At 60.1% G+C, this 20,211-nt stretch carries 18 protein-coding genes; 10 read left to right on the top strand and 8 right to left on the bottom strand.

What is annotated here, in order from left to right; all coding sequences use genetic code 11:
* The first annotated feature begins 2 nt into the window (after positions 1 to 2).
* The 4 genes from rpsN (at position 3) to ACLI1O_RS03880 (ending at position 2,523) form a co-directional block, all read left to right on the top strand.
* Positions 3 to 308 carry a 30S ribosomal protein S14 gene (gene rpsN, locus ACLI1O_RS03895; protein ID WP_005279906.1) on the top strand — a complete coding sequence of 102 codons (306 nt, stop codon included), beginning with the start codon at positions 3 to 5 and terminating at the stop codon, positions 306 to 308.
* A 15-nt stretch (positions 309 to 323) separates the two neighbouring features.
* The gene (gene rpsR, locus ACLI1O_RS03890) at positions 324 to 578 is read left to right on the top strand and encodes a 30S ribosomal protein S18 (protein WP_005279904.1); all 255 of its coding nucleotides are present in this window, start codon (positions 324 to 326) and stop codon (positions 576 to 578) included.
* Between the two features lie 331 nt (positions 579 to 909).
* Positions 910 to 1,692 carry a putative nucleotidyltransferase substrate binding domain-containing protein gene (locus ACLI1O_RS03885; protein WP_239269193.1) on the top strand — a complete coding sequence of 261 codons (783 nt, stop codon included), beginning with the start codon at positions 910 to 912 and terminating at the stop codon, positions 1,690 to 1,692.
* Positions 1,693 to 1,803: 111 nt separating this feature from the next.
* The gene (locus tag ACLI1O_RS03880; RefSeq protein ID WP_239269194.1) at positions 1,804 to 2,523 is read left to right on the top strand and encodes a TetR/AcrR family transcriptional regulator; all 720 of its coding nucleotides are present in this window, start codon (positions 1,804 to 1,806) and stop codon (positions 2,521 to 2,523) included.
* A 37-nt stretch (positions 2,524 to 2,560) separates the two neighbouring features.
* On the opposite strand, the gene ACLI1O_RS03875 is transcribed toward ACLI1O_RS03880, so the two are convergent.
* The 5 genes from ACLI1O_RS03875 to ACLI1O_RS03855 are packed head-to-tail and all read right to left on the bottom strand — an operon-like array spanning position 2,561 to position 8,225.
* Entirely contained in the window at positions 2,561 to 3,175 is a 615-nt protein-coding gene (locus ACLI1O_RS03875; protein ID WP_239269195.1) for a hypothetical protein, read from the bottom strand.
* 32 nt (positions 3,176 to 3,207) lie between these two features.
* A complete protein-coding gene (locus ACLI1O_RS03870; protein WP_239269196.1) occupies positions 3,208 to 4,206 on the bottom strand; it encodes a hypothetical protein in 999 nt (332 codons plus the stop codon).
* Positions 4,207 to 4,237: 31 nt separating this feature from the next.
* Entirely contained in the window at positions 4,238 to 5,770 is a 1,533-nt protein-coding gene (purH, locus tag ACLI1O_RS03865) for a bifunctional phosphoribosylaminoimidazolecarboxamide formyltransferase/IMP cyclohydrolase (RefSeq protein WP_239269197.1), read from the bottom strand.
* Positions 5,771 to 5,797: 27 nt separating this feature from the next.
* Entirely contained in the window at positions 5,798 to 6,406 is a 609-nt protein-coding gene (gene purN / locus ACLI1O_RS03860) for a phosphoribosylglycinamide formyltransferase (protein WP_239269241.1), read from the bottom strand.
* Between the two features lie 22 nt (positions 6,407 to 6,428).
* Positions 6,429 to 8,225, bottom strand: a complete 1,797-nt coding sequence (locus ACLI1O_RS03855; RefSeq protein WP_239269198.1) for a DUF6350 family protein — start codon at positions 8,223 to 8,225, stop codon at positions 6,429 to 6,431.
* Positions 8,226 to 8,740: 515 nt separating this feature from the next.
* On the opposite strand from ACLI1O_RS03855, the gene ACLI1O_RS03850 reads away from it, so the two are divergent.
* From ACLI1O_RS03850 to ACLI1O_RS03840, 3 genes are all read left to right on the top strand, one after another.
* A complete protein-coding gene (locus ACLI1O_RS03850; RefSeq protein ID WP_239269199.1) occupies positions 8,741 to 9,496 on the top strand; it encodes a M23 family metallopeptidase in 756 nt (251 codons plus the stop codon).
* A 268-nt stretch (positions 9,497 to 9,764) separates the two neighbouring features.
* Positions 9,765 to 11,405 carry a histidine-type phosphatase gene (locus ACLI1O_RS03845; RefSeq protein ID WP_239269200.1) on the top strand — a complete coding sequence of 547 codons (1,641 nt, stop codon included), beginning with the start codon at positions 9,765 to 9,767 and terminating at the stop codon, positions 11,403 to 11,405.
* A gap of 423 nt (positions 11,406 to 11,828) precedes the next feature.
* Positions 11,829 to 12,587 carry a M23 family metallopeptidase gene (locus ACLI1O_RS03840; protein WP_239269201.1) on the top strand — a complete coding sequence of 253 codons (759 nt, stop codon included), beginning with the start codon at positions 11,829 to 11,831 and terminating at the stop codon, positions 12,585 to 12,587.
* On the opposite strand, the gene pcrA is transcribed toward ACLI1O_RS03840, so the two are convergent.
* The gene (gene pcrA / locus ACLI1O_RS03835; RefSeq protein WP_239269202.1) at positions 12,584 to 15,127 is read right to left on the bottom strand and encodes a DNA helicase PcrA; all 2,544 of its coding nucleotides are present in this window, start codon (positions 15,125 to 15,127) and stop codon (positions 12,584 to 12,586) included. The genes ACLI1O_RS03840 and pcrA overlap by 4 nt on opposite strands.
* A gap of 118 nt (positions 15,128 to 15,245) precedes the next feature.
* Here pcrA and ACLI1O_RS03830 point away from each other — a divergent pair, with 118 nt between their 5' ends.
* The 3 genes from ACLI1O_RS03830 (at position 15,246) to pgi (ending at position 18,714) form a co-directional block, all read left to right on the top strand.
* Positions 15,246 to 15,569 (top strand): chorismate mutase, encoded by a 324-nt coding sequence (locus ACLI1O_RS03830; RefSeq protein ID WP_005279891.1) that lies wholly within the window; start codon positions 15,246 to 15,248, stop codon positions 15,567 to 15,569.
* Positions 15,570 to 15,633: 64 nt separating this feature from the next.
* Entirely contained in the window at positions 15,634 to 16,980 is a 1,347-nt protein-coding gene (locus tag ACLI1O_RS03825) for a Na+/H+ antiporter family protein (RefSeq protein ID WP_239269203.1), read from the top strand.
* A 96-nt stretch (positions 16,981 to 17,076) separates the two neighbouring features.
* Positions 17,077 to 18,714 (top strand): glucose-6-phosphate isomerase, encoded by a 1,638-nt coding sequence (gene pgi / locus ACLI1O_RS03820; RefSeq protein WP_239269204.1) that lies wholly within the window; start codon positions 17,077 to 17,079, stop codon positions 18,712 to 18,714.
* Between the two features lie 209 nt (positions 18,715 to 18,923).
* Here pgi and ACLI1O_RS03815 read toward each other — a convergent pair whose 3' ends face one another.
* The gene (locus ACLI1O_RS03815; RefSeq protein ID WP_239269205.1) at positions 18,924 to 19,349 is read right to left on the bottom strand and encodes a YccF domain-containing protein; all 426 of its coding nucleotides are present in this window, start codon (positions 19,347 to 19,349) and stop codon (positions 18,924 to 18,926) included.
* Positions 19,350 to 19,384: 35 nt separating this feature from the next.
* Positions 19,385 to 20,191, bottom strand: a complete 807-nt coding sequence (locus ACLI1O_RS03810; RefSeq protein ID WP_239269206.1) for a DNA-formamidopyrimidine glycosylase family protein — start codon at positions 20,189 to 20,191, stop codon at positions 19,385 to 19,387.
* Positions 20,192 to 20,211 lie beyond the last annotated feature (20 nt).

Here is a 20,211-nt window from a genome sequence, read left to right as displayed (position 1 = left end):
TCATGGCTAAGAAGTCCAAGATCGCTAAGAACGAGCAGCGCAAGGAAATCGTCGCCCGCTACGCGGAGCGTCGCGCTGAGCTCAAGAAGATCATCAAGAACCCGAACACCCCGGATGAGGAGCGTTTGGAGGCTCAGTTCGAGCTGAACCGCCAGCCCCGTGACGCTTCCCCAGCCCGCGTTCGTAACCGCGACGCAGCCGATGGCCGTCCGCGCGGTTACCTCCGCAAGTTCGGCCTGTCCCGTGTCCGTATGCGCGGCATGGCTCACCGTGGTGAGCTGCCGGGCGTTCGCAAGTCCAGCTGGTAAAGGGGTAATTGCACAATGGCTAATAAGCGCAATAACCAAAAGAAGTTCCGTATGGAGCAGAGCCGTCGCCCGAAGAAGAACCCTTTGAAGGCTGAGGGCATTGAGAAGGTGGACTACAAGGACACCAAGACTCTGCGTCTATTCATCTCGGATCGCCACAAGATCCGTTCCCGTCGCGTCACCGGCTTGACCCCGCAGCAGCAGCGTCAGGTTGCTACCGCAGTCAAGAACGCACGCGAAATGGCTCTCCTGCCGTTCACCACCCGCTAAACAGTAGCTGGGTATCAACAGCGCACTTTTGCCGCTGGCAAGTGTGACACGGTAAAAGAACCATAAACTTTCGCCGCCTACCTTTCGAGGTGAGGCGGCGAAAGTCGTTTTGGGGTCTTTTCGAGCGCTACACCGCAAGCGCGCTCCACCTCGCGGCAACACCACCCGCACAGCTCCTCCACGCACGCCTCCAGTCCCGGACGCGACGCACCCGCCGCACGCTCCCCCAAGCGCTACTGTGCTATTGCATAAGTGTTACATTTATAGCAATCCTGCGCCGCACAACTTTTAGATGCGCACCGCTTTGCAATGAGTGAAAGGCAGTGACTGTATGGCCCTGCATCAATCCCTTCTCGATCTTTCGGAGCTTGCTCCCCATTGCCAGTCCCGGGCAACCGCTCGCGGCTTATTGGCGGAGGCACAAGATGTCTTGCGCAATGCGGTAGCACACCAGGACGATGAGATTGAATTAGCCAATTGGTTTTCGCGGCTGCTGACAGATATCGTGCGCGCACCGGGCGTGGACGCGGATATCCGGTTAACCGGCGCGGCCGCGCGCGGTGATCAGCTGCCCAGCATGTCCATCGAGTGGATGGGAGAAGACGGCGATTTGGAGTCCGTTTTTCGCGATGTCGGGCTAGAGGTACATCAAGCAGCCGATTCCATGGCAGCGCGCGTCGATGCCGGCCTGCCTTTAGGCCGCGGCGGCGAGCAGGCCTTATTGGAGGAGGCCTTGGCCCAGCGCCCGCCGCTTCTGCAGCGCGTTGGCGGTTTGCCCGATCGCAGCGCGGCCGTGGATATCAAGTCCATGCTGTTATCCCCCATCGCCGCGATTGCGCGCTGGGCGGCACCGGGACCGCGCCCCACGGTCGATCGCCTCGCCATTGGCCAAGAGCGCGGGATGCTCACAACAGAGGACACAGAGACCTTGGACCTTGCATGGCGCACGGGCTATTCGGTAGAAATGCGGCGCTGGTTCGATAATGTGCACGGCCGCGAATCCATTCTGCAAGACCTGCCACCGCTGGAGCGCACGGCCTACGGAACGGCCTGCCGCATGGTGTCTGCGACCTTCGAGTCCATCTCCCGACGCACCGCGGATGGCGCGAATTAGAATCGCCACAAAGTTCTTCTGCCACGCATGCGGTCCGCGCCAGCGGGCTACAGGGCTGTAGAGTTGTTGAGTAAAAGCATTTTCTGCTGAGAGAAAGGAGGCGTCCGCCGCATGTCAGGAAACGTCGGTAGGCCGCGTAAACATAGCCCCCGCCGCAGAGGCAATAGCGCCCGGGAAGAGATTTTGGACGCCTCCTCAGAGTTATTTACCACCCAGGGCTTTGCCACAACGTCGACTCACCAAATCGCGGACGCGGTGGGCATACGTCAGGCATCGCTGTACTACCACTTTCCCTCCAAGACGGAGATTTTCCTCGCGCTGCTTAATTCCACCATTGAGCCTTCGCTGGAGCTAGCCGATGAGCTGGTGGATTCTGATGCCGAGCCGGAGCAGCGCCTGTGGTCCTTGGTCGCCGCGGAATCGCGCCTTTTGCTCACCAGTGGTTGGAACGTCGGCCGGTTGTACCAGTTGCCGGTGGCCAATTCGCCGGAGTTTTCGGAGTACCACAGCTCTCGCGAACGGCTGCAGAGCCACTTCCGTACCACCGCCGCTGCCATTGTGGGAGACGCGGACCCGCGTATCGAATTGCCTTTCCACATCGCACTATCTGTCATCGAGATGCGCCCCAATGATGGCACGCCTCCCTATGCAGCGGCCCAGTCGGTTCCGGAGACCGCTGCCATGCTTGCCGATGCCGCCCTTGCAGTCCTCGGCGCCACCGTCCCCGAGAACGCGGAAGCCATGACGCTGGAGTTACTAAAGAACCGCAATGACTCGATCTCTGCGGCTGCGGCGGCTGCTGCAGACCGCAAGAAGAAAAAGTCTCGCTAACCACTTCCTTGTGGAATCGTTAACCACTAACCAGTGGTTAACGTTGCCAGGAATCGGTAAAGTCCGCCGTTGCGGCCAACCCGCCGCCCTCGCGCACGCTAATCCCGCTGGGGGTTACAACGATGGTCGAGGGCGAGGCATCCACGTAGTAGTTACCGCCGTCTTGGCCAATGATGGATCCGGTAAATTCGCCGCCGAAGATGGTGGACCGGTAGGTCAGCGTTCCTCCCGTGTTTTCGCAGACAATGGCCCTCCCGTCTGGGCCTTTACCGGCGAAGACGACGCGCTCAAAACGGTGACAATCGGCGTAGGTATTAATATCGGTCCAGCCGTATTCACCCAGGCCGTCGATGAAGTCGCCTCCGCCGCCATTAGTGGTCTTCGGCGGCTGTGCCTGTTCTTGTTCGGTCTCGGTCACCGTGACCACGGGTGGTTCTTTGTCTTGGGTTTCCGGGGACTTTGTTGCCGTCGAGGTTTCTTCGGTGGAAGTCTCCGTCGTGCTTTCGACGGTGGTCATACCGCCATCGCCGGAAAAGTCGGGCTGATTCCCATCCGTGCTACTGCTACAGGCGCTTAAAACGATGCCCGCGGTCGCTACTACGCCGAGGTGCAATCCCCAACGCACACGAAAAGTTAATTGAAAGTGCGGCATGATAAGTCCTTTCTCATAAGCCGGAAGTGGGGCTAACAAGCTGGGGTGGGCCAGGCAATATCGGCCTTGGAAAGATCGAGCGCCATGCCCGAAAGTATTGGTTGGGCGGAGGCGTATTGACCATCGGGGGCCGAGGCGATGAGCGCTACCGCCACCTCTCGGCCGCCGATGGTGGCAAGACCCATCTGCCGCACATCATAGCCGCCCGCGGTATCTGGGCCCCAGCCACCTTTAAGGGCGGCACCCTCTAGGTTGCGCAGGCCATAGCTTTGGGCGGGGTCGGGAGTAGACATCGCGGTGAGGATGGGCTCGGCACCGTTGACGCAGCGCAGCTTCGCCATGAACGCGGCTTGGTCGCCCACGCTCCACTGCGTTTGCCCGAAGGCGCTAAATTCCGGGCGGGTGACCTGGCTTTGTACCTGGGTGGTGGTATCGCCGGCCTCAGCTAATACCTGTTGCGCGGCCTGGGCGGCTTGTGCGCCGCCGCCGAGTGCGTCCCAGGCGGATTGCGCCGCTTCATTATTGGAATAGGTAATCGCAGATGTCACCACATCCGGGCCGATAAGCCCTGCGCGATGGGCGGCGATGAGCACCGGCACCTTGGAGGTGGACCAGGCGGTTTCGGGCGCGGTGCGCCCGGCGGCAACGGTGGTGTTGCCATCCGATACCGCGATGCCTACATTCCCGTAGTTGGCGGCGATGCGGTCGAGTTCGCGCTGCAGGTCGCCGGCCGACGCCAACTCACCGTCACCAGCTCCGGCTCCAGCATTGGCATCGGCTGGGGCATCTGGCTGGGCATCGGCCGGCGTAGCCTCGGCCTTCTCTGCGGCATCGCGAGGGCTATCCGCCCTATCCGCTGCGCTCTCCGTAGAGCGCGACGTTTCCTGCTTGGCGATGTCCGGCTCTGATTCCGTCTCCTGCTCGCCCTGCCCGCACGCGCTAAGGCACAGCGCCCCGGCCATAACTAGGCCGCCGAGCGCCATGCGCCTCGGGGCGGTACGCCTCGGTGCGGTGTGGGTTGGTGCGAGCATGATCAGAATCCTTAGGTGTCAGGCGCTATCGCTAGTGCGCGAAGTGGCGCGTTCCGGTGAGATACATCGTAACACCAGCGGCCTTAGCTGCCTCGATAACTTCTTCATCGCGGATGGAGCCGCCGGGCTGGACAACGGCTTTGACGCCGGCATCGAGAAGCACTTGCAAGCCGTCGGCGAAGGGGAAGAAGGCATCGGAGGCGGCGAAGGAGCCTTGGGTGCGGTTGGTGGCATCAGCAAGCGTATTGGCGCGCTCGACCGCAAGCTTGGCGGAATCCACGCGGTTAACTTGGCCCATGCCCACGCCGACGGTCGCGTTGTCCTTAGCCAGCAAAATGGCATTGGACTTGACCGCGCGCACCGTGCGCCAGGCGAATTCGAGCTGGGCCAAGTCCTCGTCGCTCAGGGCCTCGCCCGCTGCCAGAGTCCAGTTTTCGGGCTTATCACCCTCGGCCTGGTAAGTATCCGGCTCTTGGCGCAGCACACCGCCGGAGATGTACTTGCGCTCCTCGCCTTGTTCCTCTGGCTCGGCCAAAAGAACGCGCAGGTTCTTCTTGGACTGCAGAATCTCCAGCGCCTTATCTTCATAGGCGGGTGCGACGATAACCTCGGTGAAAATGCCCTTGACCTGCTCGGCCATCTCTACGCTGACCTCGCGGTTGACGGCAATAACCCCGCCGAATGCGGACATCAGGTCGCAGGCGTGCGCCGCGCGGTGGGCCGCAGCGATGGACTCGTCCGATACGGCGATGCCACAGGGGTTGGTGTGCTTGATAATCGCCACACAGGGGCGCTCGTGGTCCCAGGCCGCGCGCCACGCAGCGTCGGCGTCCTGGTAGTTGTTGTAGCTCATTTCCTTGCCGTTGAGCTGCTGGGCATTGGCCAGACCCTTGGTGCCAATCCGGGTGACGGTGGCGGCCTGGTGGGAATTCTCGCCGTAGCGCAGCGAGGTGGTCTCCTCGCCATCGCTGAGCTGGCCCACGAACCATGCGGAGACCGCCGCATCGTAGTTAGCGGTGTGAAGGAAGGCATCGCGGGCGAGCCCACGGCGCTGGTCAAGGCTAAATCCACCCTCCTCAACGGCCTGGGTCACCTCGCCATAGCGCGCCGGATCCACGACCACGGCAACGGACGGGTGATTCTTGGCGGCCGCGCGCACCATGGACGGTCCACCGATGTCGATCTGCTCCACGCATCCATCGAAGTCCGCGCCGGAGGCTACCGTTTCCTGGAAGGGATACAGGTTGACCACGACGAGCTGGAAGGGCTCTACCTCAAGCTCGTTGAGCTGCGCCAGGTGGTCTTCCTTGCGGGTATCGGCCAGGATCCCGGCGTGCACGCGCGGGTGGAGCGTCTTCACACGGCCTTCCAGGCACTCGGGGAAACCGGTGAGCTTTTCTACCGGGGTGACCTCGATTCCCAGGTCAGCAATCTTCTTGGCGGTGGAGCCGGTAGAGACGATCTCTACGCCCGCCTTATCGAGTGCGCGGGCCAGATCCTCCAGCCCCGTCTTGTCGTACACGCTAATGAGTGCGCGTTTTACCTGCTTGCGGTCTTCGCTCATGAGGAGGATTAAGCCTTTCGAAAAGTCTTAGTCTGCGAGTTGAATAAAAAGTTCCTCGCCGCGGGGCTGCGCCGCGCGCAGCACGTCGACGATGAGTTCGCGCTCTACCTTCTTAATGCGTTCGTGGAGACTTCCTTCATCATCGTCTGCCCGCACGGCCACCGGCCGCTGCGCAATGATGGAGCCGGTATCCACGCCCGCGTCCACGAAATGGACGGTAGAGCCTGTGACCTTCACGCCATACTCCAACGCATCGCGCACCCCGTGCGCGCCCTTAAACGCAGGCAATAACGCCGGGTGGGTATTGATGGTGCGGCCTTCGAAGCGGCGGAGGAACCCTTCCCCCAAAATCTTCATAAAGCCTGCGGAAACAACAATGTCTGGCTGCGCAGCATCTACTGCATCAGCCAGACATGTATTCCATTCGGCACGGTCCGCGCCCATTTCCACGATCTCGGTATCGATATCGCGTTCTCGGGCGCGTTCAATACCTCGACATGGTTTATCCGCCACCACTTTCACCACACGGTAGCGCTCATCCTGGGCATCCAAGATGGCTTGCAAAAGCGAGCCCGTCCCAGAGACAAGCACAACAACTCGTAGGCGATCAGTGGCAGCAGTAGCGCGTGGTGGCATCGGTGAAGTCACGCGCTATAGCCTAGTCCCTCCTACCGCTTTCAGTAGAATCTGCCGCTTCCGATTGTGCTGCTTCGCCGCCTTCTGCCGCGCCTGTGTCGCTCTCTTCGGATTCTTCCACGAGTTCGCCCTCCAAGATCTCGGGGTCTGCATCCTCGGCCGGGGCTGCCGCTTCACGCTCGCCGCTTGCCGATGCCCCCTCGTCCTCACCATCTCCCGCGGTACTCTCCGCGTCATCGCCGTCGTCGCTGTCTTCGACGACCTCCCCTTCGATGACCTCGTCGGCGTTGTCTGCGGTTGCCGTGGATTCTGCGGCAGCGTCTTCGTCGTCGGCTGCGTCGTCCGCGTCATTCGCTGCTGACTCGGAGCCCTCACCGTCGCCAGATTCCGAATTATCCTCGTCCTCGTCCGTTTCGATCTCGTTCGGATCGGCATCAGCATCGTCGCCGTCAGCCTCGTCGGTTTCGGCCTTGTCTGCATCAGACTGCTCTGCGTCAGCGGTGCCCTCGGAAGCGGTATCTTCTGCCGACTCTGCAGCATCTTCTGAATCCTCTTCGGAGGCCTCCGCCGCCGACGACTCCGCTTCAGCTGCGCGGGTATCCCGCCAGTTCATAAGCGCAAAGGCTGCCGCAACGGCCAAGCCCACGACGGCGATCCACAGCGCGGCGAGGCCAGCAGCGGTCCACAGGTGCGGGCCGGTGTGACCGTAGTAGCCAAGCGTGCCGCTAACCAGATAGCACGCGAAAAACATGATGACCGCGGTAGCCACCGTGGCCGCGAGCACCTTCTGGAAGGACGGGCGTTTTTTATACAGGGACATCGTCGCCGCGATGAGGGGAACCACCATGAAGACGACCGCCCAGCCGGGCGAGGATGCCGGGATGCCACCGGTAATAGGCAGCGGCGGCAGCGGAACAAGGTGGGTGCTAAAGAGGCTGACCTGTGCCTCCCCCGCCGAAAACTCCGAACCAACAAGCACTGCCCCGGTGCTGACGATGGCGTTGGGAATATACAGCAAGCTCAACAGGATGAGGGTGAAAACGCCCAGCCCAGAGATGGACGGATATTCATCCATCATCTCCCCTTGGCGCGAGAAGTTCACGATGAAGACGAGCACGAAGACCACGGTCGCGCCAATGGCGAGGTAGGCGAGATAGCGCAAGGCGATAAGGGCGGCATCAACAAGCAGCGGCGGGGCACCATAGCGCTTGGCCAAGGCGCGCCACAGGCGGGTACCCATGCCGGCCGCCATCGCCGCTAGGTGCACCACGATGACCCGGGCAAGCGCAGCAGCGAGGTTCGGCGGGGATACATCGAAGACCTTGCCGGCATCCCACAGCATCACCCAGGCGATGCAGGTCAGTACCACTGGCACGCCAACCACACAGGCGACAAGAATAGCCAGGTCCTTCACGCTGACTTTGTGTTTTACCGCGGCACGCACGCGCACCGCCACCACCGTGGCGAGGATAAGCGCGGGCAAGGCTGGGAGGAACGACAGATCCACCCCGGCCGCAGATACCGGCGCGAGGTTAAAGACCATCCACGCTTCCGCCACGATGGTGGGCAGCCACGCGAGCGGTGAGCCGAAAAGCAAAAGCGTGCCGAATGCGAGCGCCACAATAATAAGGACAACAATAATATTCGGCAGCGCCGCCGACATGAATAATTGGCGGATGCGCCCGGCCTTCGTCAGCGGGGCCGGCGTGCGACGGGCCTTCGCCTTCGACCCGGCTTTGCGAGCGACGCGTTCTGCAGAATTATGTGGCTTCTGCGTCGCGGTGGCGTGCGGTGCACGAGGGGCGCGCTCTGTCTGCACTGTCCGGCCCCGCGCCTGGCTACGCGGGCGAGGCGTTGACCGAGATTGGGGGCTGGTGTTTTTGTTCATCGGCGTCCACTTTGCCACCTTTTGCGCGCGGTAGCGGGGTGGCGCGACGAGGCGCCTCCAAAATCACCGTGGACTTCTTCAGTAACTACTGTAGACATATATATGGAATAAAGTTTTCCCCCTTATTCCCCACTGGTCACAGTAATTTCACACTGGGACGCTTCCGCAACCGGCCCCTCAGGTGCACTATTACAGCCTCGGGGCTACCGCGAGGGTTTGGCTTTGAGAGATTTATATCGCACTATGCGTAAAATTCTCCAGAAGTTGCCTGCATGTAGGCTTATTCCAAACCGGCGCGAGAAAAAATTCACTTTTGGCTTGCTGTTATCTTTTTGAGACGCTACTGTTACATCTCGTTGGTAACAAGAAGGTCACAATCTCGTAACTAGCCTAAAGACGCTGTAACGCTCTTTTTGAAGATTGTGAAAGACACGAAAGAAGATTTAATGCGAAGCAAAGTTCAGCGTGGCGCCGGTCGCCATCGCAAGATTGTCACCTCGCAGACCACCAAGGGTCGTATCGCTGTCATGACCGTTGCAGCCGGTGCCGTGTCCACCGCCGGCGTAGGCGGCGCAGCTGCCGCTAACGTTGAGTCCGACAACACTGCGGCTACCACCACCAAGACGCAGTCTGTTGACTACAAGCTTGCCGCTGATACTTCCGAGGTTAACAACGCCCCAGAAGGCTCCTCCGATGCTGCACCACAGATCCTCAACGTGGCTGAGGCAAAGCCGGTCACCAACTTGGTTGACCAGCTGAGCAAGTCCATCCAAGCTTCCGCTGACCGCGCCGCCGAGGACCTTGCCGCTCGCGCCCCTTCCATTGCTCGCCCCGCTGAAGGCGCCTTCACCTCTGGCTTCGGCCCGCGCTGGGGTTCGTTCCACTCGGGTGTTGACATCGCCAATGCCATTGGAACCCCCATCCTCTCCATCATGGACGGCACCGTTATCGATTCCGGCCCAGCCTCCGGCTACGGCCAGTGGATTCGTATCCTCCACGATGACGGCACCATGACCGTCTACGGCCACATGCAGACCCTCGACGTTGCCGTGGGCGAGCACGTGCACGCAGGCCAGAAGATCGCCGGCATGGGGTCCATGGGCTTCTCCACCGGTTCCCACCTCCACTTCGAGGTTCACCCGAACTCCGGTGACGCCGTTGACCCACAGGCATGGCTGGCCGAGCGAGGCATTCAGCTCTAAGAGCCTTCTTTCCTTCTTGTTAAAGCGCCGCAGATATCCTCTGCGGCGCTTTTACTATGCCTTCCGCCTCGGCACCTCCGCTAGCTCGCAATCACAATCATTCAACGCAGCGTTGCGGCTGCAGGGTCTGGGACCCGAATCCGCCAACACACCGCAAAGCGCCGAAAAGTATTCCTGCAATTTACCTATATGCCATGTGGCCGCAAGATGCGGCCCTTAAGCTGTCAGCTGTCTTTTTATCAAGCTCTCCAGCAAGGAATACCTTTATATGCGTACACGCACTCTCTCCCTCTTCACCGCCCTTAGCTGTGCCCTCGCACCCGCACCAGCTCTAGCTTCCGAAAGTGCTACCTACTACTCCACCAAGCAGCATTACCAACCACAGGGCTCAAGCTACGCCCAAGCCCCCAGTGGGTTTCACCAGATTTACACCTCAACGGTAGATCGCCACGGATCCCGCGGGCTATCAAGCTTTAAATACGATGACCTCGCGCAGCAGATGCTGGAGTATGCCCAACAACGCGATCAGCTCACCGAGCTCGGTACAAAGCTCATCCCGCAAGTAGAGGCCATGATAGCGGTAAACCGAGAGCTATCCGGTGGCCCTGGCCAAGAGGCCGGTTATGGAAATCTAACGGAAGTGGGACGAGAAGAGCTCAGGGGCATCGGCAAGCGCAATGCACAGCGCAATGCGGAACTACTGGGATCGATTGCTAACGATGACCTCAAGGTGAGCTTTACTTCCTCAGGAGAGGACCGTGCCAATGACTCTGGGTGGAATTTCGGGGAAGGTCTACTGGAACAATCCCCGGCACTGGCCGAGCAGTTGGGCGATGAAATGACAGATGGCCACGTTAACATCGCCGCACGCCCTGACTTGATGTACGCACACAAGGATAAAAAAGCTGCATCCTATGAGCGCTATACAGAGTGGAAGGACTCTCAGGCCTTACAGGAAAAAGTACAGCAGGCCTACGCCAAGCCAGAGTCGCAGCAGGCTGCACGCAGCTTGCTGGCTAAGATTTTTGCGCCAGAGTTTATCGACGGTTTAGCAGATGGTTCCGTGCACTTTTCCGCCCGAGAAAAGGACGATAAATCCGTTGAGGGCATCGTCGATGCTGCCTTACAGTTCTACAACCTTTACATCATCGCTCCAGCTCTAGAGCATGAGGAAAAGGCCCCAGCGGAGGGCTGGATCTTTGATAAGTACATGGACGATACCAGCGGACCAACCTTCGCGTACCTGCTTGACGTAGAAGACTTCTATGAGAAAGGCCCGACTATCAAGGGGCAGACGGTTGCCTACGACAACTATGAACCACTGCTTGAAGAGATGATTAGAAACGTTCAGGACCGCGCTGCTGGCGGCGACGTAGCGGCTAATTATCGCTTCGGTCACGCCGAGACCATCATCCCGCTTGCCGCGCTACTGAAGCTGCCAGGGTCCGAGCAGGGGATCCCGGAAGATGATTTATATAGCTGGGATAACTCCGCATGGCGTGGTGATTCTGTCTCACCGATGGGCGCGAATATCCAATGGGACGCATTCCAAAATGATCGCGGCGAGACCCTCGTGCGAATGCTCTACAACGAAAAGGAAATCCCGTTCCACGATGGCTGTGAGCCTATTTCCGCTGACTCAACGTTTTATACCATCGAGGAACTGGCCGAGTGCCTGCCCTTAAACTCCACCTCAGATCACTCTCAAGCCCACCTTATTAACGCTGAAGACGCTGCAGATCACCAAGCACCGGTTGATGATTCCCTCTCTTCCAAGCCGCAGTCCTGGGGGATCATCGATGCCATTGCGGGCGCACTGGCCATCGGTATAGGAATCGGTGCGGCCAACGCTTTCGGGCCACAAATTCAACAGCTACTGCAGAAATTTAGCAGCCAGCTCCCCTTCTAGTGCCGTTCGAGAGGCCCCTGCCCGACAGGGGCTCAAAACGCTTTCAGCCGAGTCCAGTACAGGGCCTTGTCGCAGGTGAATGGCAGTTTTCCACCCCGACACCGACAAGCTCAGCCCGCCACCCCCACTAGCCACCCCCAGAGCTTAAACCAGTACTTCAAACCCGCAACTTTAGCCACTTTCGTAACACGCGCAACAAGCTGGCATGTTCGAAACTTTTCGAACAATCATGGTTTCTACCAGCATTTTTCCAGATTGCGCGACACCCATGGGCAGGCTAACTTTTAACTCGTTGCCACAAGCGAACGCCAAATGGGGTATTTCCATTCCCTCGGCGTGTCGCACAGGGCAGTTGAAAGACGCCAAACCTTCAAGGTTTGCTCGCCTCGAGACCATGCACAGCCATGAAAAGGACTTAAACTTATGAAGCGCATGAACCGCGCACGCAGGAATGTAGCGCTAAGCATCATCACGCTTGGCACCGTTTTTGCTACCGGCACCTCCGCTTTTGCTGCTGATCCAGTGGCCAGCGTGGACGTTTCGAACGGCTCCTCTGAGCCACAAGCCACCAACGTTGATAACGCGGGCGTGATCGACGCCGCCGTCGGCCTCGCGAATACCGCCGTTGGTGTACTCAACGGCGATGCCACCCCGAAACTTAGCCAGAATGACTCCGGCGGGGTCAACATCGTCTTAGACCCCTCCTCCGTTCCTGGTCTGGGAGAAGCCTTCACTCCCGAGGGAGACCGCTCCGGGCTTACCCCTGAGCGTGGCAAGGACGCCGCTGGTAATACGGTGGTCTTCCCCACCTCCGGCACCTTAACCTCGGGCTTCGGTATGCGCTGGGGCGCGATGCACAACGGCATCGACGTCGCTAACCCAGTCGGCACCCCAATCCACTCCGTCATGGACGGCACGGTCATTAACTCCGGTCCGGCACAAGGCTTTGGCAACTGGATTCGCATCCAGCACGTCGATGGCAGCATCTCTGTCTACGGCCACATGCCCGCCAACTCGCTGCGCGTGAACGTGGGCGACCACGTTTCTGCGGGCGACCACATCGCGGACATCGGCAGTGAGGGACGCTCCACCGGCCCGCACCTGCACTTCGAAATTCACCCAGGCGGCGGCGCAGCCGTTGACCCAGTGGGCTGGTTCGACGAGCGCGGGATTTCGGTCTAAAGCTTTTCCATCGGCACACCGCCGATGAGCATGAGCCGCACCTTGCCGGAGGAACCGAAGTCCACGGTCACCGTGGCGCGGGCACCGGAACCGGCCGTTTCAATCACGGTTCCGAGCCCGTACTTCGCGTGGTTAACCCGGTCTCCCACAGCAAGGTTGAGGTTCTTATTCTTCGGCATGGAATTGGCTGCAGGCTGGCGAGTGCGTTGCGAAGGGGAAGACGTAGCGCGCTGGCCAAACCCAGCACCCCCACTACCGGCATAGCCACCACTAGAACCGCGGCGATAGCTCCGGCCATATTGATAGTCATCGGCTCCCCAGGAACCGGTGAGGTCACTATCGGAATCCTCTCGCCGCCAGTCGATGAGATCCTCTGGGATCTCGGCGAGGAAGCGACTGGCGGGATTGGTTACCGGATTGCCCCACGCAGAGCGCAAGATGGCGCGCGTGAGGTACAACTTTTCGCGGGCACGCGTGATACCCACATACGCCAAGCGGCGCTCTTCGCTCAATTCCTTCGGGTTACCCAGTGAGCGCATGTGCGGGAATTGGCCGTCCTCCCAGCCAGCGACAAAGACGACGGGAAACTCCAAGCCCTTGGCCGTATGCAGGGTCATCATGGTCACTACCCCAGTCTCAGAATCCGGAATCTGATCCGCATCTGCGACCAGGGAGACCTTTTCCAAAAAGGCCTGCAACGAGCCCGGCGCGGCTTCGCCTTCTTCTAATAGCTCATTGGGATCGACCGCATCCGCCCCGGCAGCGGCCAGCTGGTTGGCGGCCTCCGAGGTAAATTCGCGGGCCACGGATACCAGCTCATTGAGGTTATCGAGGCGCGCGCCATCCTGCGGGTCGTTGGAGTTTTCTAACTCCGCCTTATAACCGGTGGCATCCAGGATGGCGGTGAGCAGTTCGCCCAAATCGGGCTGGCCGGTCACCTCATCGCGCATGCCTGGGATTTGTGCGCGGATGCTGTCCATCATGTCATTGAATTTGGTAACGGCATTTACGGCGCGGGTGCCAAGACCGGGGACGTCGCCCCGGGGGACATCGGCAAGCGCCTTGCCAAAGCTTATCCCCTGGTTTTCCGCGTGCAGGGCAATCTGGCCCTGGGCCTTATCGCCAATGGCGCGCTTGGGGACGTTGATGATGCGGCGCAGGCTCACCGTATCGTCCGGGTTATCCATAATGCGCAGGTAGGCCACCATATCGCGGATTTCGCGGCGTTCGTAAAAGCGCGTTCCGCCAACGACCTTATAGGGGATGCCGGAACGAATGAAGATATCCTCCAGCGCGCGGGAGGCATTATTGGTCCGGTACATCACGGCGATATCGGAATAGCTGTGGCCCTTATCCGCCAGCGCATCAATCTCTGCGGCGATAAAGCGGGCTTCATCGTGTTCGTTATCCGCCACATAGCCCACGATGGATTCGCCATCGCCATGCGCGGTCCACAGGTTTTTCTCCCGACGGTTCTCGTTTTTCGCAATCACGGCATTGGCCGCGTTCAAGATGGTCTGCGTGGAGCGGTAGTTTTGCTCCAATAAGATGGTGTGCGCCTGCGGGTAGTCGCGCTCGAATTCCTCGATATTGCGGATGGTGGCGCCGCGGAAGGCATAAATGGACTGATCGGAATCGCCCACCACGCACAGCTCTGGGGCATCGGGACCTAGCTCGCCCTTGCCCACGAGCGCCGCTACCAGCGCGTACTGGGCGTGGTTGGTGTCCTGGTACTCATCAATAAGCACGTGCTTAAACCGTCGACGATAAAACTCCACCACCTGCTTGTGCTCGGTGAAAATGCGCACTACTTCCCCAATAAGATCGTCGAAGTCCACCGCATTGGCCGCGCGCAGGCGGCGCTGGTACTCGGCGTAGACATCCGCCACGGTGGTTTCAAAGGGGTTCTTGGTCTGCTGCGCTTTGTCGGCCGCCTCGACCGGGCCCACGAGCTCGTTTTTGTGGTTAGAGATCTGGTTTGCCAGCACGCGCGGGGTGTATTTCTTCAGATCCAGCTGCATGTCCTTGGCAATCATGGATAAAAGCCGGCGGGCATCGTCGCCATCATAAATGGTGAAGTTGGTATTAAGGCCCGGCACGAGCTGCGCGTTCTGGCGCAGGATGCGCACGCAGATGGAGTGGAAGGTGGACACCCACATGCGCTCGGCTACCGAACCCACTAAGGAGCCCACGCGCTCCTTCATCTCCGCGGCGGCCTTATTGGTAAAGGTAATGGCGAGAATTTCCCACGGGTTTACCCCGCGGTGGCGCATGAGGTACGCGATGCGGCGGGTAAGCACCGCGGTCTTGCCGGAACCCGCGCCGGCAACGATCAGCAGGGGCCTGTCGGTATGGGTGACCGCCTCTAATTGCTGCGGGTTCAGGCCTTGGGTTAAAGGATCGGATTCCGCGGGCCTGGGCGTGCTGCCAAAAGGGTTCTGCTGTTCGGGTTGGCTAGGGGCAAAGCCGCCGCGGGAGGAGGCACCAGATGCGGGTTCGCGCGGGGTGAAAGAAGGGCTAAATGGAGAGTTATTCGTCATAATGCCTACCAACCTACTAGCCCCACCGGACATGGCCCGTATTTGCGGCATACACTGCGCTTTCCAAAACCCTGACCAAGTAGCACGATGGCACCGCGAAGTGGCACAATAAAGGACCATGACCGCTGAAGATAATGAATCCATCGTTGACAATGGCTTGGATATCCGCACGCCCACCGGCACGGATGATCCCCTATCTGATGCGGAAATCCAGCAGTATCGCGAGGAAATCAACCGCCTGGATCAGATCATCTTGGATGCCGTCAAGCGCCGCACCGAGGTCTCCCGCGCGGTGGGCCGCACCCGCATGAGCTCCGGCGGCACGCGCTTGGTGCACACCCGCGAGATCGCCATCCTCAATGAGTTCCGCGCGGAACTTGGCGAGGAAGGCCCCACCATCGCCTCTGCCCTGCTGCGCATGGGGCGCGGACGCCTAGGCTGAATCCACTATAAAAGACCCGGATTAATTACGATCTCATCCATACTATGCAGTACGCTTTCGGGGCATGAATGCAGTACTCATCGCCGTCATTATCATGCTCGCGCTCGCCCTCCTGCGGGTGCACGTGGTGGTGGCGCTTTTCATCGGCGCGATAGTCGGCGGCCTCCTATCCGGCATGGGCCTGGATGCCACCATGGTCGCCTTCCAGGACGGGCTCGGCGGCGGCGCCAAGATTGCCTTGAGTTATGCCCTCTTGGGCGCCTTTGCGATGGGTGTTGCCTCCGCCGGGCTGCCGCAGATCCTGGCCAACTTTCTCATCGCCAAGCTCGGCGGCACCGGCGAATTAGACCCCAAGGCCGCGGCCACCACCAAGTGGATGCTCATTCTTGGCCTTATCGCCATGGCCGTGATGAGCCAAAACCTCATCCCCGTCCACATCGCCTTCATCCCGCTGCTGGTCCCGCCGCTATTGGCGGTGATGAATAAGCTCAAGCTGGATCGACGCCTTATCACCACGTGCCTGACCTTCGGCCTTATCACCACCTACATGTTCATTCCGGTGGGCTTCGGGTCCATCTATTTGAACGATATCCTGCTCTTCAATATCGAAGAGGCTGGCCTGGATACCTCCGATATCAATATTATGCAGGTCATGGCCATTCCCGCCCTGGGCATGCTCACCGGCCTGCTCATCGCCATCTTTATCAGCTACCGCGCCCCGCGCGAGTACGAGGACCGGCCTATTGCCGCCGAAGAGCACCAGGAAACACCCTCGACGTATAAAATCTGGGTCTCCATCCTGGCGATTATTGCCACCTTCGCCGTCCAAATCATCATGCAGACGCTCGATTTCGAATCCGATGGCCTGCTCGTCGGCGCCCTGACCGGCCTGGGTATCTTGCTCATTTCCGGCGCGGTGGATTGGAAGCACGCCGATGACGTTTTTACCAACGGCATGAAAATGATGGCGCTTATCGGCTTTATCATGATCACCGCGCAGGGCTTTGCCTCCGTCATGACGGCCACGGAGGAGGTCGGCCCGCTTGTCGATGCCACCGCCAGCCTCTTTGGCACCAATAAGTTCCTCTCCGCAGGCGCCATGCTCTTGGTGGGCCTGGTGGTCACCATGGGCATCGGCTCATCCTTTTCCACCCTGCCGATTATCTCCGTTATCTACGTTCCCCTGTGCGCCTCGCTCGGCTTTAGCCCCGCGGCCACGGTAGCGCTCATTGGTACGGCAGGCGCGCTTGGCGATGCCGGCTCCCCCGCCTCCGATTCCACCCTCGGCCCCACCGCGGGCCTCGGCGCCGATGGCCAACACGACCACATCCGCGACTCCGTCATCCCCACGTTTATCCACTTCAATATCCCACTTCTGATCGCCGGCTGGGCGGGCGCTCTCATCCTCTAAATGCCACATTTTCACGGTGCCGTTGGCACTCATTCTCGACTACGGTGGGAGGGGTACACATTGCCAATGCGCTCGTCGCCAGAAAGGCCAATTGCCATGGATATCACCGCATCGTCCCAGTGGAAAGACCTGGTCAAGGTTTATGAAGAAAAGCAGGACCTGCGCCTGCGCGAACTCTTCGCCGCAGATGCAAACCGCGCCGAGAACTACACCTTCGACGCCGCCGGCCTGCACGTGGATTTATCCAAAAACCTCATCGATGAAGACGTCCTCCAGCACTTGGTTGAGGTAGCCCGCGCCGCCGACGTGGAAGGCCGCCGCGATGCCATGTTTGCAGGCGAGCACCTCAACAACACTGAGGATCGCGCCGTCCTGCACACTGCCTTGCGCCTGCCGGTAGAAGATGACTTGCACGTCGATGGCCAAGATGTCGCCGCCGATGTCCACGAGGTTTTGGGCCGCATGCGCGATTTCGCCACCGCCCTGCGCTCCGGTTCCTGGTTGGGGCATACCGGCCACACCATTAAAAAGGTAGTCAATATCGGCATTGGCGGTTCCGATCTCGGCCCCGCCATGGCCGCACAGGCCCTGCGTTCCTATGAAGTAGCCGGCATTTCCGCGGAGTTCGTCTCCAACGTGGATCCCGCCGATATGGCCGCCACCTTGGATGGGCTCGATGCCGGCTCCACCCTCTTTATCGTCTCCTCCAAGACCTTTACCACCCAGGAAACCCTGACCAATGCCCACGCGGCCCGCCGCTGGCTCATCGAGCAATTCAATGGCGATGAATCCGCCGTAGCCAAGCACTTCGTGGCCGTATCTACCAATGCGGAGCAGGTGGAAAAATTCGGCATCAATACGGACAACATGTTCCCGTTCTGGAATTGGGTGGGCGGGCGCTACTCCCTCGATTCCGCCATTGGCCTGTCCTTGATGTGCACCATTGGCCCGATGGATTTCATGCGCTTTTTGGAAGGCCTCCACGCCATGGATGAGCACTTCCGCACCGCCCCGCTAGAGCGCAATGTGCCCGTACTCATGGGCCTGCTGGGCATCTGGTACACCAATTTCTTTGGCGCTCAAACCCACGCCGTCCTGCCGTACTCGCAGGACCTCGGCCGCTTCCCGGCCTACCTGCAACAGCTAACCATGGAATCCAATGGCAAGTCCGTGCGCCGCGATGGCACCGCGGTCACCACTGGACAGACCGGCGAAATCTACTGGGGCGAGCCGGGCACCAATGGCCAGCACGCCTTCTACCAGCTCATGCACCAGGGAACACGCCTCATCCCGGCGGACTTCATCGGCTTTGCCCGCCCCAAGGAAGACTTCCCCACCGCAGACGGCACCGGCTCGATGCATGACCTGCTCATGGGCAATTTCTTCGCCCAAACCAAAGTGCTGGCCTTTGGCAAGACGGCCGAAGAAATCGCCGCCGAGGGCGTTGAGGAAGACCTCGTGCCGCACAAGGTAATGCCGGGCAACCGGCCCACCACCACGATTATGGCCGAGGAGCTTACCCCCTCCACCCTGGGCGCGCTCATCGCGCTCTACGAGCACATCGTCTTTACCCAAGGCATCATCTGGGATATCAACTCCTTCGACCAATGGGGCGTGGAGCAGGGCAAGCAACAGGCCAATGATTTGGCCCCTGCCGTCTCCGGCAGCCAAGAGGTAGATTCCGGCGACCAGTCCACCGATAAGCTCATCGGCTGGTACCGCGCCAACCGTTAGCTCCGGCCCGCGCCCGAGTCATGCGCCCCGCGCCTCGGGCTCTAGCGTAAAGGTGTCCACAACAACCGCGTTCTTAAAAAATCTGCCCGCAAATTCAGACAAACGCGGTTGTTGTGGACACTTTCGTGCCTAAGCACCACAGATCGCTAAAGCGCCCAGCCGCGAAGCAACATGTCGCTTCGGGCTAGGCGCTCTCAGGCTTGGTGAATTTACAGCTTCACCATGGGCTGCCAGCCGGCCGGGATTTTCTTCGAGCTGACGACCTTGCGGCCGAACGGGAAGCAGGTCACTGGAATCATCTTGAGATTGGCCCAGGCAACGGGGATACCGATGATGGTAATCGCCTGGATGACGGCGGTAACGACGTGGCCAATGGACAGCCACAGGCCTGCAATGACGAACCAGATGACATTGGAGATGGCAGACATCCCGCCGGTGCCCTTGCGGGGCTCCACCACGGAGCGGCCGAACGGCCACAGCGCGAACTGGCCCATGCGGAACGAGGCCACGCCCGCCGGAATCGTCACGATGAAGATGCAGGCGATGATGCCGAAGAGAAAGTAGCCCAGCGCAAGAACGATGCCGCCGGAGAGTAACCAGATGATATTAAATACGAGATTTAGTAGTGATCGCATGCCCGCTAGCTTAGCGCGAAAAGCGTAAAGGAACCTTAGAGCGGCTGGCAGTGCGGGCAGAACCAGATGATGCGCTCTAATTCTCCCTCATCCCCGCCGCGGTCAACGCCGCCCAGGGAATCTTTCTGAATAATGGTGCCGCATCGCCGACAGCGCTTGCGGTTGCGCCCAAAGACATAGGTGGTCTCCCCGGCGCGGCGCACACCGGTGGTCACGCGGATGGGCGAGTTCCGGTTGGCCCACATAATGCGCTTGCCGATGTCCAGTACCTGTTCCACATCCACCTCTGCCACCGAGGTGGCCGGGTGAACGCCGGCGAGGAAGCAGATTTCGGCGCGGTATTCATTGCCAATGCCCGCCACGACCTTCTGGTCCAAAAGCGCCGTGCCGATGCTGCGCTCGGGTCGCGCGCGCAAACGGCGCACCGCTTCCTCGCGGTCCCAGTCGGGGTCCAAGATATCCGGTCCAAGGTGGTTGATGCGGCTAAAGTACTGATCCGCGTCGAAGATATCGACAAAACCCAGCCAGTGGCCCACGAGTTCAATATCGCGCGGTGAATGGGCCAATTGCAGCACGATGCGCGCGCTATGGCCGGGCTTGCGCCAGCGGTCGCCGGCGTAGTGGATGGCCCAGGTGCCCTCCATCTTTAGGTGGGTGTGCACGATGGTCTGATCGAATTGCATGAAGAGGTGCTTGCCATAGGGCCACACGCGCTCGCAGATGGTGCCGGTGAGGTTTACGGTGGCGTGCTGCGGCACGCGCACGGAACAGCCGGTAACCTCGCGCCCAGTCATAAACTGCAGGCGACGCGAAAGTTGTAGGACGGAATCGCCTTCGGGCATGGGGGCTGGCCTCCTTCCGT

This window comes from Corynebacterium sp. LaCa78 (assembly GCF_046717505.1).
Lineage (GTDB): Bacteria > Actinomycetota > Actinomycetes > Mycobacteriales > Mycobacteriaceae > Corynebacterium.
The sequence above is the reverse complement of the archived record's forward strand: the minus strand, read 5'-3'. Positions and strand labels throughout refer to the sequence as shown.

Coding starts and splice junctions, on each gene's coding strand:
- rpsN (WP_005279906.1), top strand. CDS start 3: ATGGCTAAGAAGTCCAAGATCGCTAAGAACGAGCAGCGCAAGGAAATC.
- pgi (WP_239269204.1), top strand. CDS start 17,077: ATGGATATCACCGCATCGTCCCAGTGGAAAGACCTGGTCAAGGTTTAT.
- ACLI1O_RS03840 (WP_239269201.1), top strand. CDS start 11,829: ATGAAGCGCATGAACCGCGCACGCAGGAATGTAGCGCTAAGCATCATC.
- ACLI1O_RS03845 (WP_239269200.1), top strand. CDS start 9,765: ATGCGTACACGCACTCTCTCCCTCTTCACCGCCCTTAGCTGTGCCCTC.
- purN (WP_239269241.1), bottom strand. CDS start 6,406: ATGCCACCACGCGCTACTGCTGCCACTGATCGCCTACGAGTTGTTGTG.
- ACLI1O_RS03815 (WP_239269205.1), bottom strand. CDS start 19,349: ATGCGATCACTACTAAATCTCGTATTTAATATCATCTGGTTACTCTCC.
- ACLI1O_RS03810 (WP_239269206.1), bottom strand. CDS start 20,191: ATGCCCGAAGGCGATTCCGTCCTACAACTTTCGCGTCGCCTGCAGTTT.
- ACLI1O_RS03850 (WP_239269199.1), top strand. CDS start 8,741: ATGCGAAGCAAAGTTCAGCGTGGCGCCGGTCGCCATCGCAAGATTGTC.
- ACLI1O_RS03885 (WP_239269193.1), top strand. CDS start 910: ATGGCCCTGCATCAATCCCTTCTCGATCTTTCGGAGCTTGCTCCCCAT.
- ACLI1O_RS03870 (WP_239269196.1), bottom strand. CDS start 4,206: ATGCTCGCACCAACCCACACCGCACCGAGGCGTACCGCCCCGAGGCGC.
- pcrA (WP_239269202.1), bottom strand. CDS start 15,127: ATGACGAATAACTCTCCATTTAGCCCTTCTTTCACCCCGCGCGAACCC.
- ACLI1O_RS03875 (WP_239269195.1), bottom strand. CDS start 3,175: ATGCCGCACTTTCAATTAACTTTTCGTGTGCGTTGGGGATTGCACCTC.
- ACLI1O_RS03830 (WP_005279891.1), top strand. CDS start 15,246: ATGACCGCTGAAGATAATGAATCCATCGTTGACAATGGCTTGGATATC.
- rpsR (WP_005279904.1), top strand. CDS start 324: ATGGCTAATAAGCGCAATAACCAAAAGAAGTTCCGTATGGAGCAGAGC.
- purH (WP_239269197.1), bottom strand. CDS start 5,770: ATGAGCGAAGACCGCAAGCAGGTAAAACGCGCACTCATTAGCGTGTAC.
- ACLI1O_RS03880 (WP_239269194.1), top strand. CDS start 1,804: ATGTCAGGAAACGTCGGTAGGCCGCGTAAACATAGCCCCCGCCGCAGA.
- ACLI1O_RS03825 (WP_239269203.1), top strand. CDS start 15,634: ATGAATGCAGTACTCATCGCCGTCATTATCATGCTCGCGCTCGCCCTC.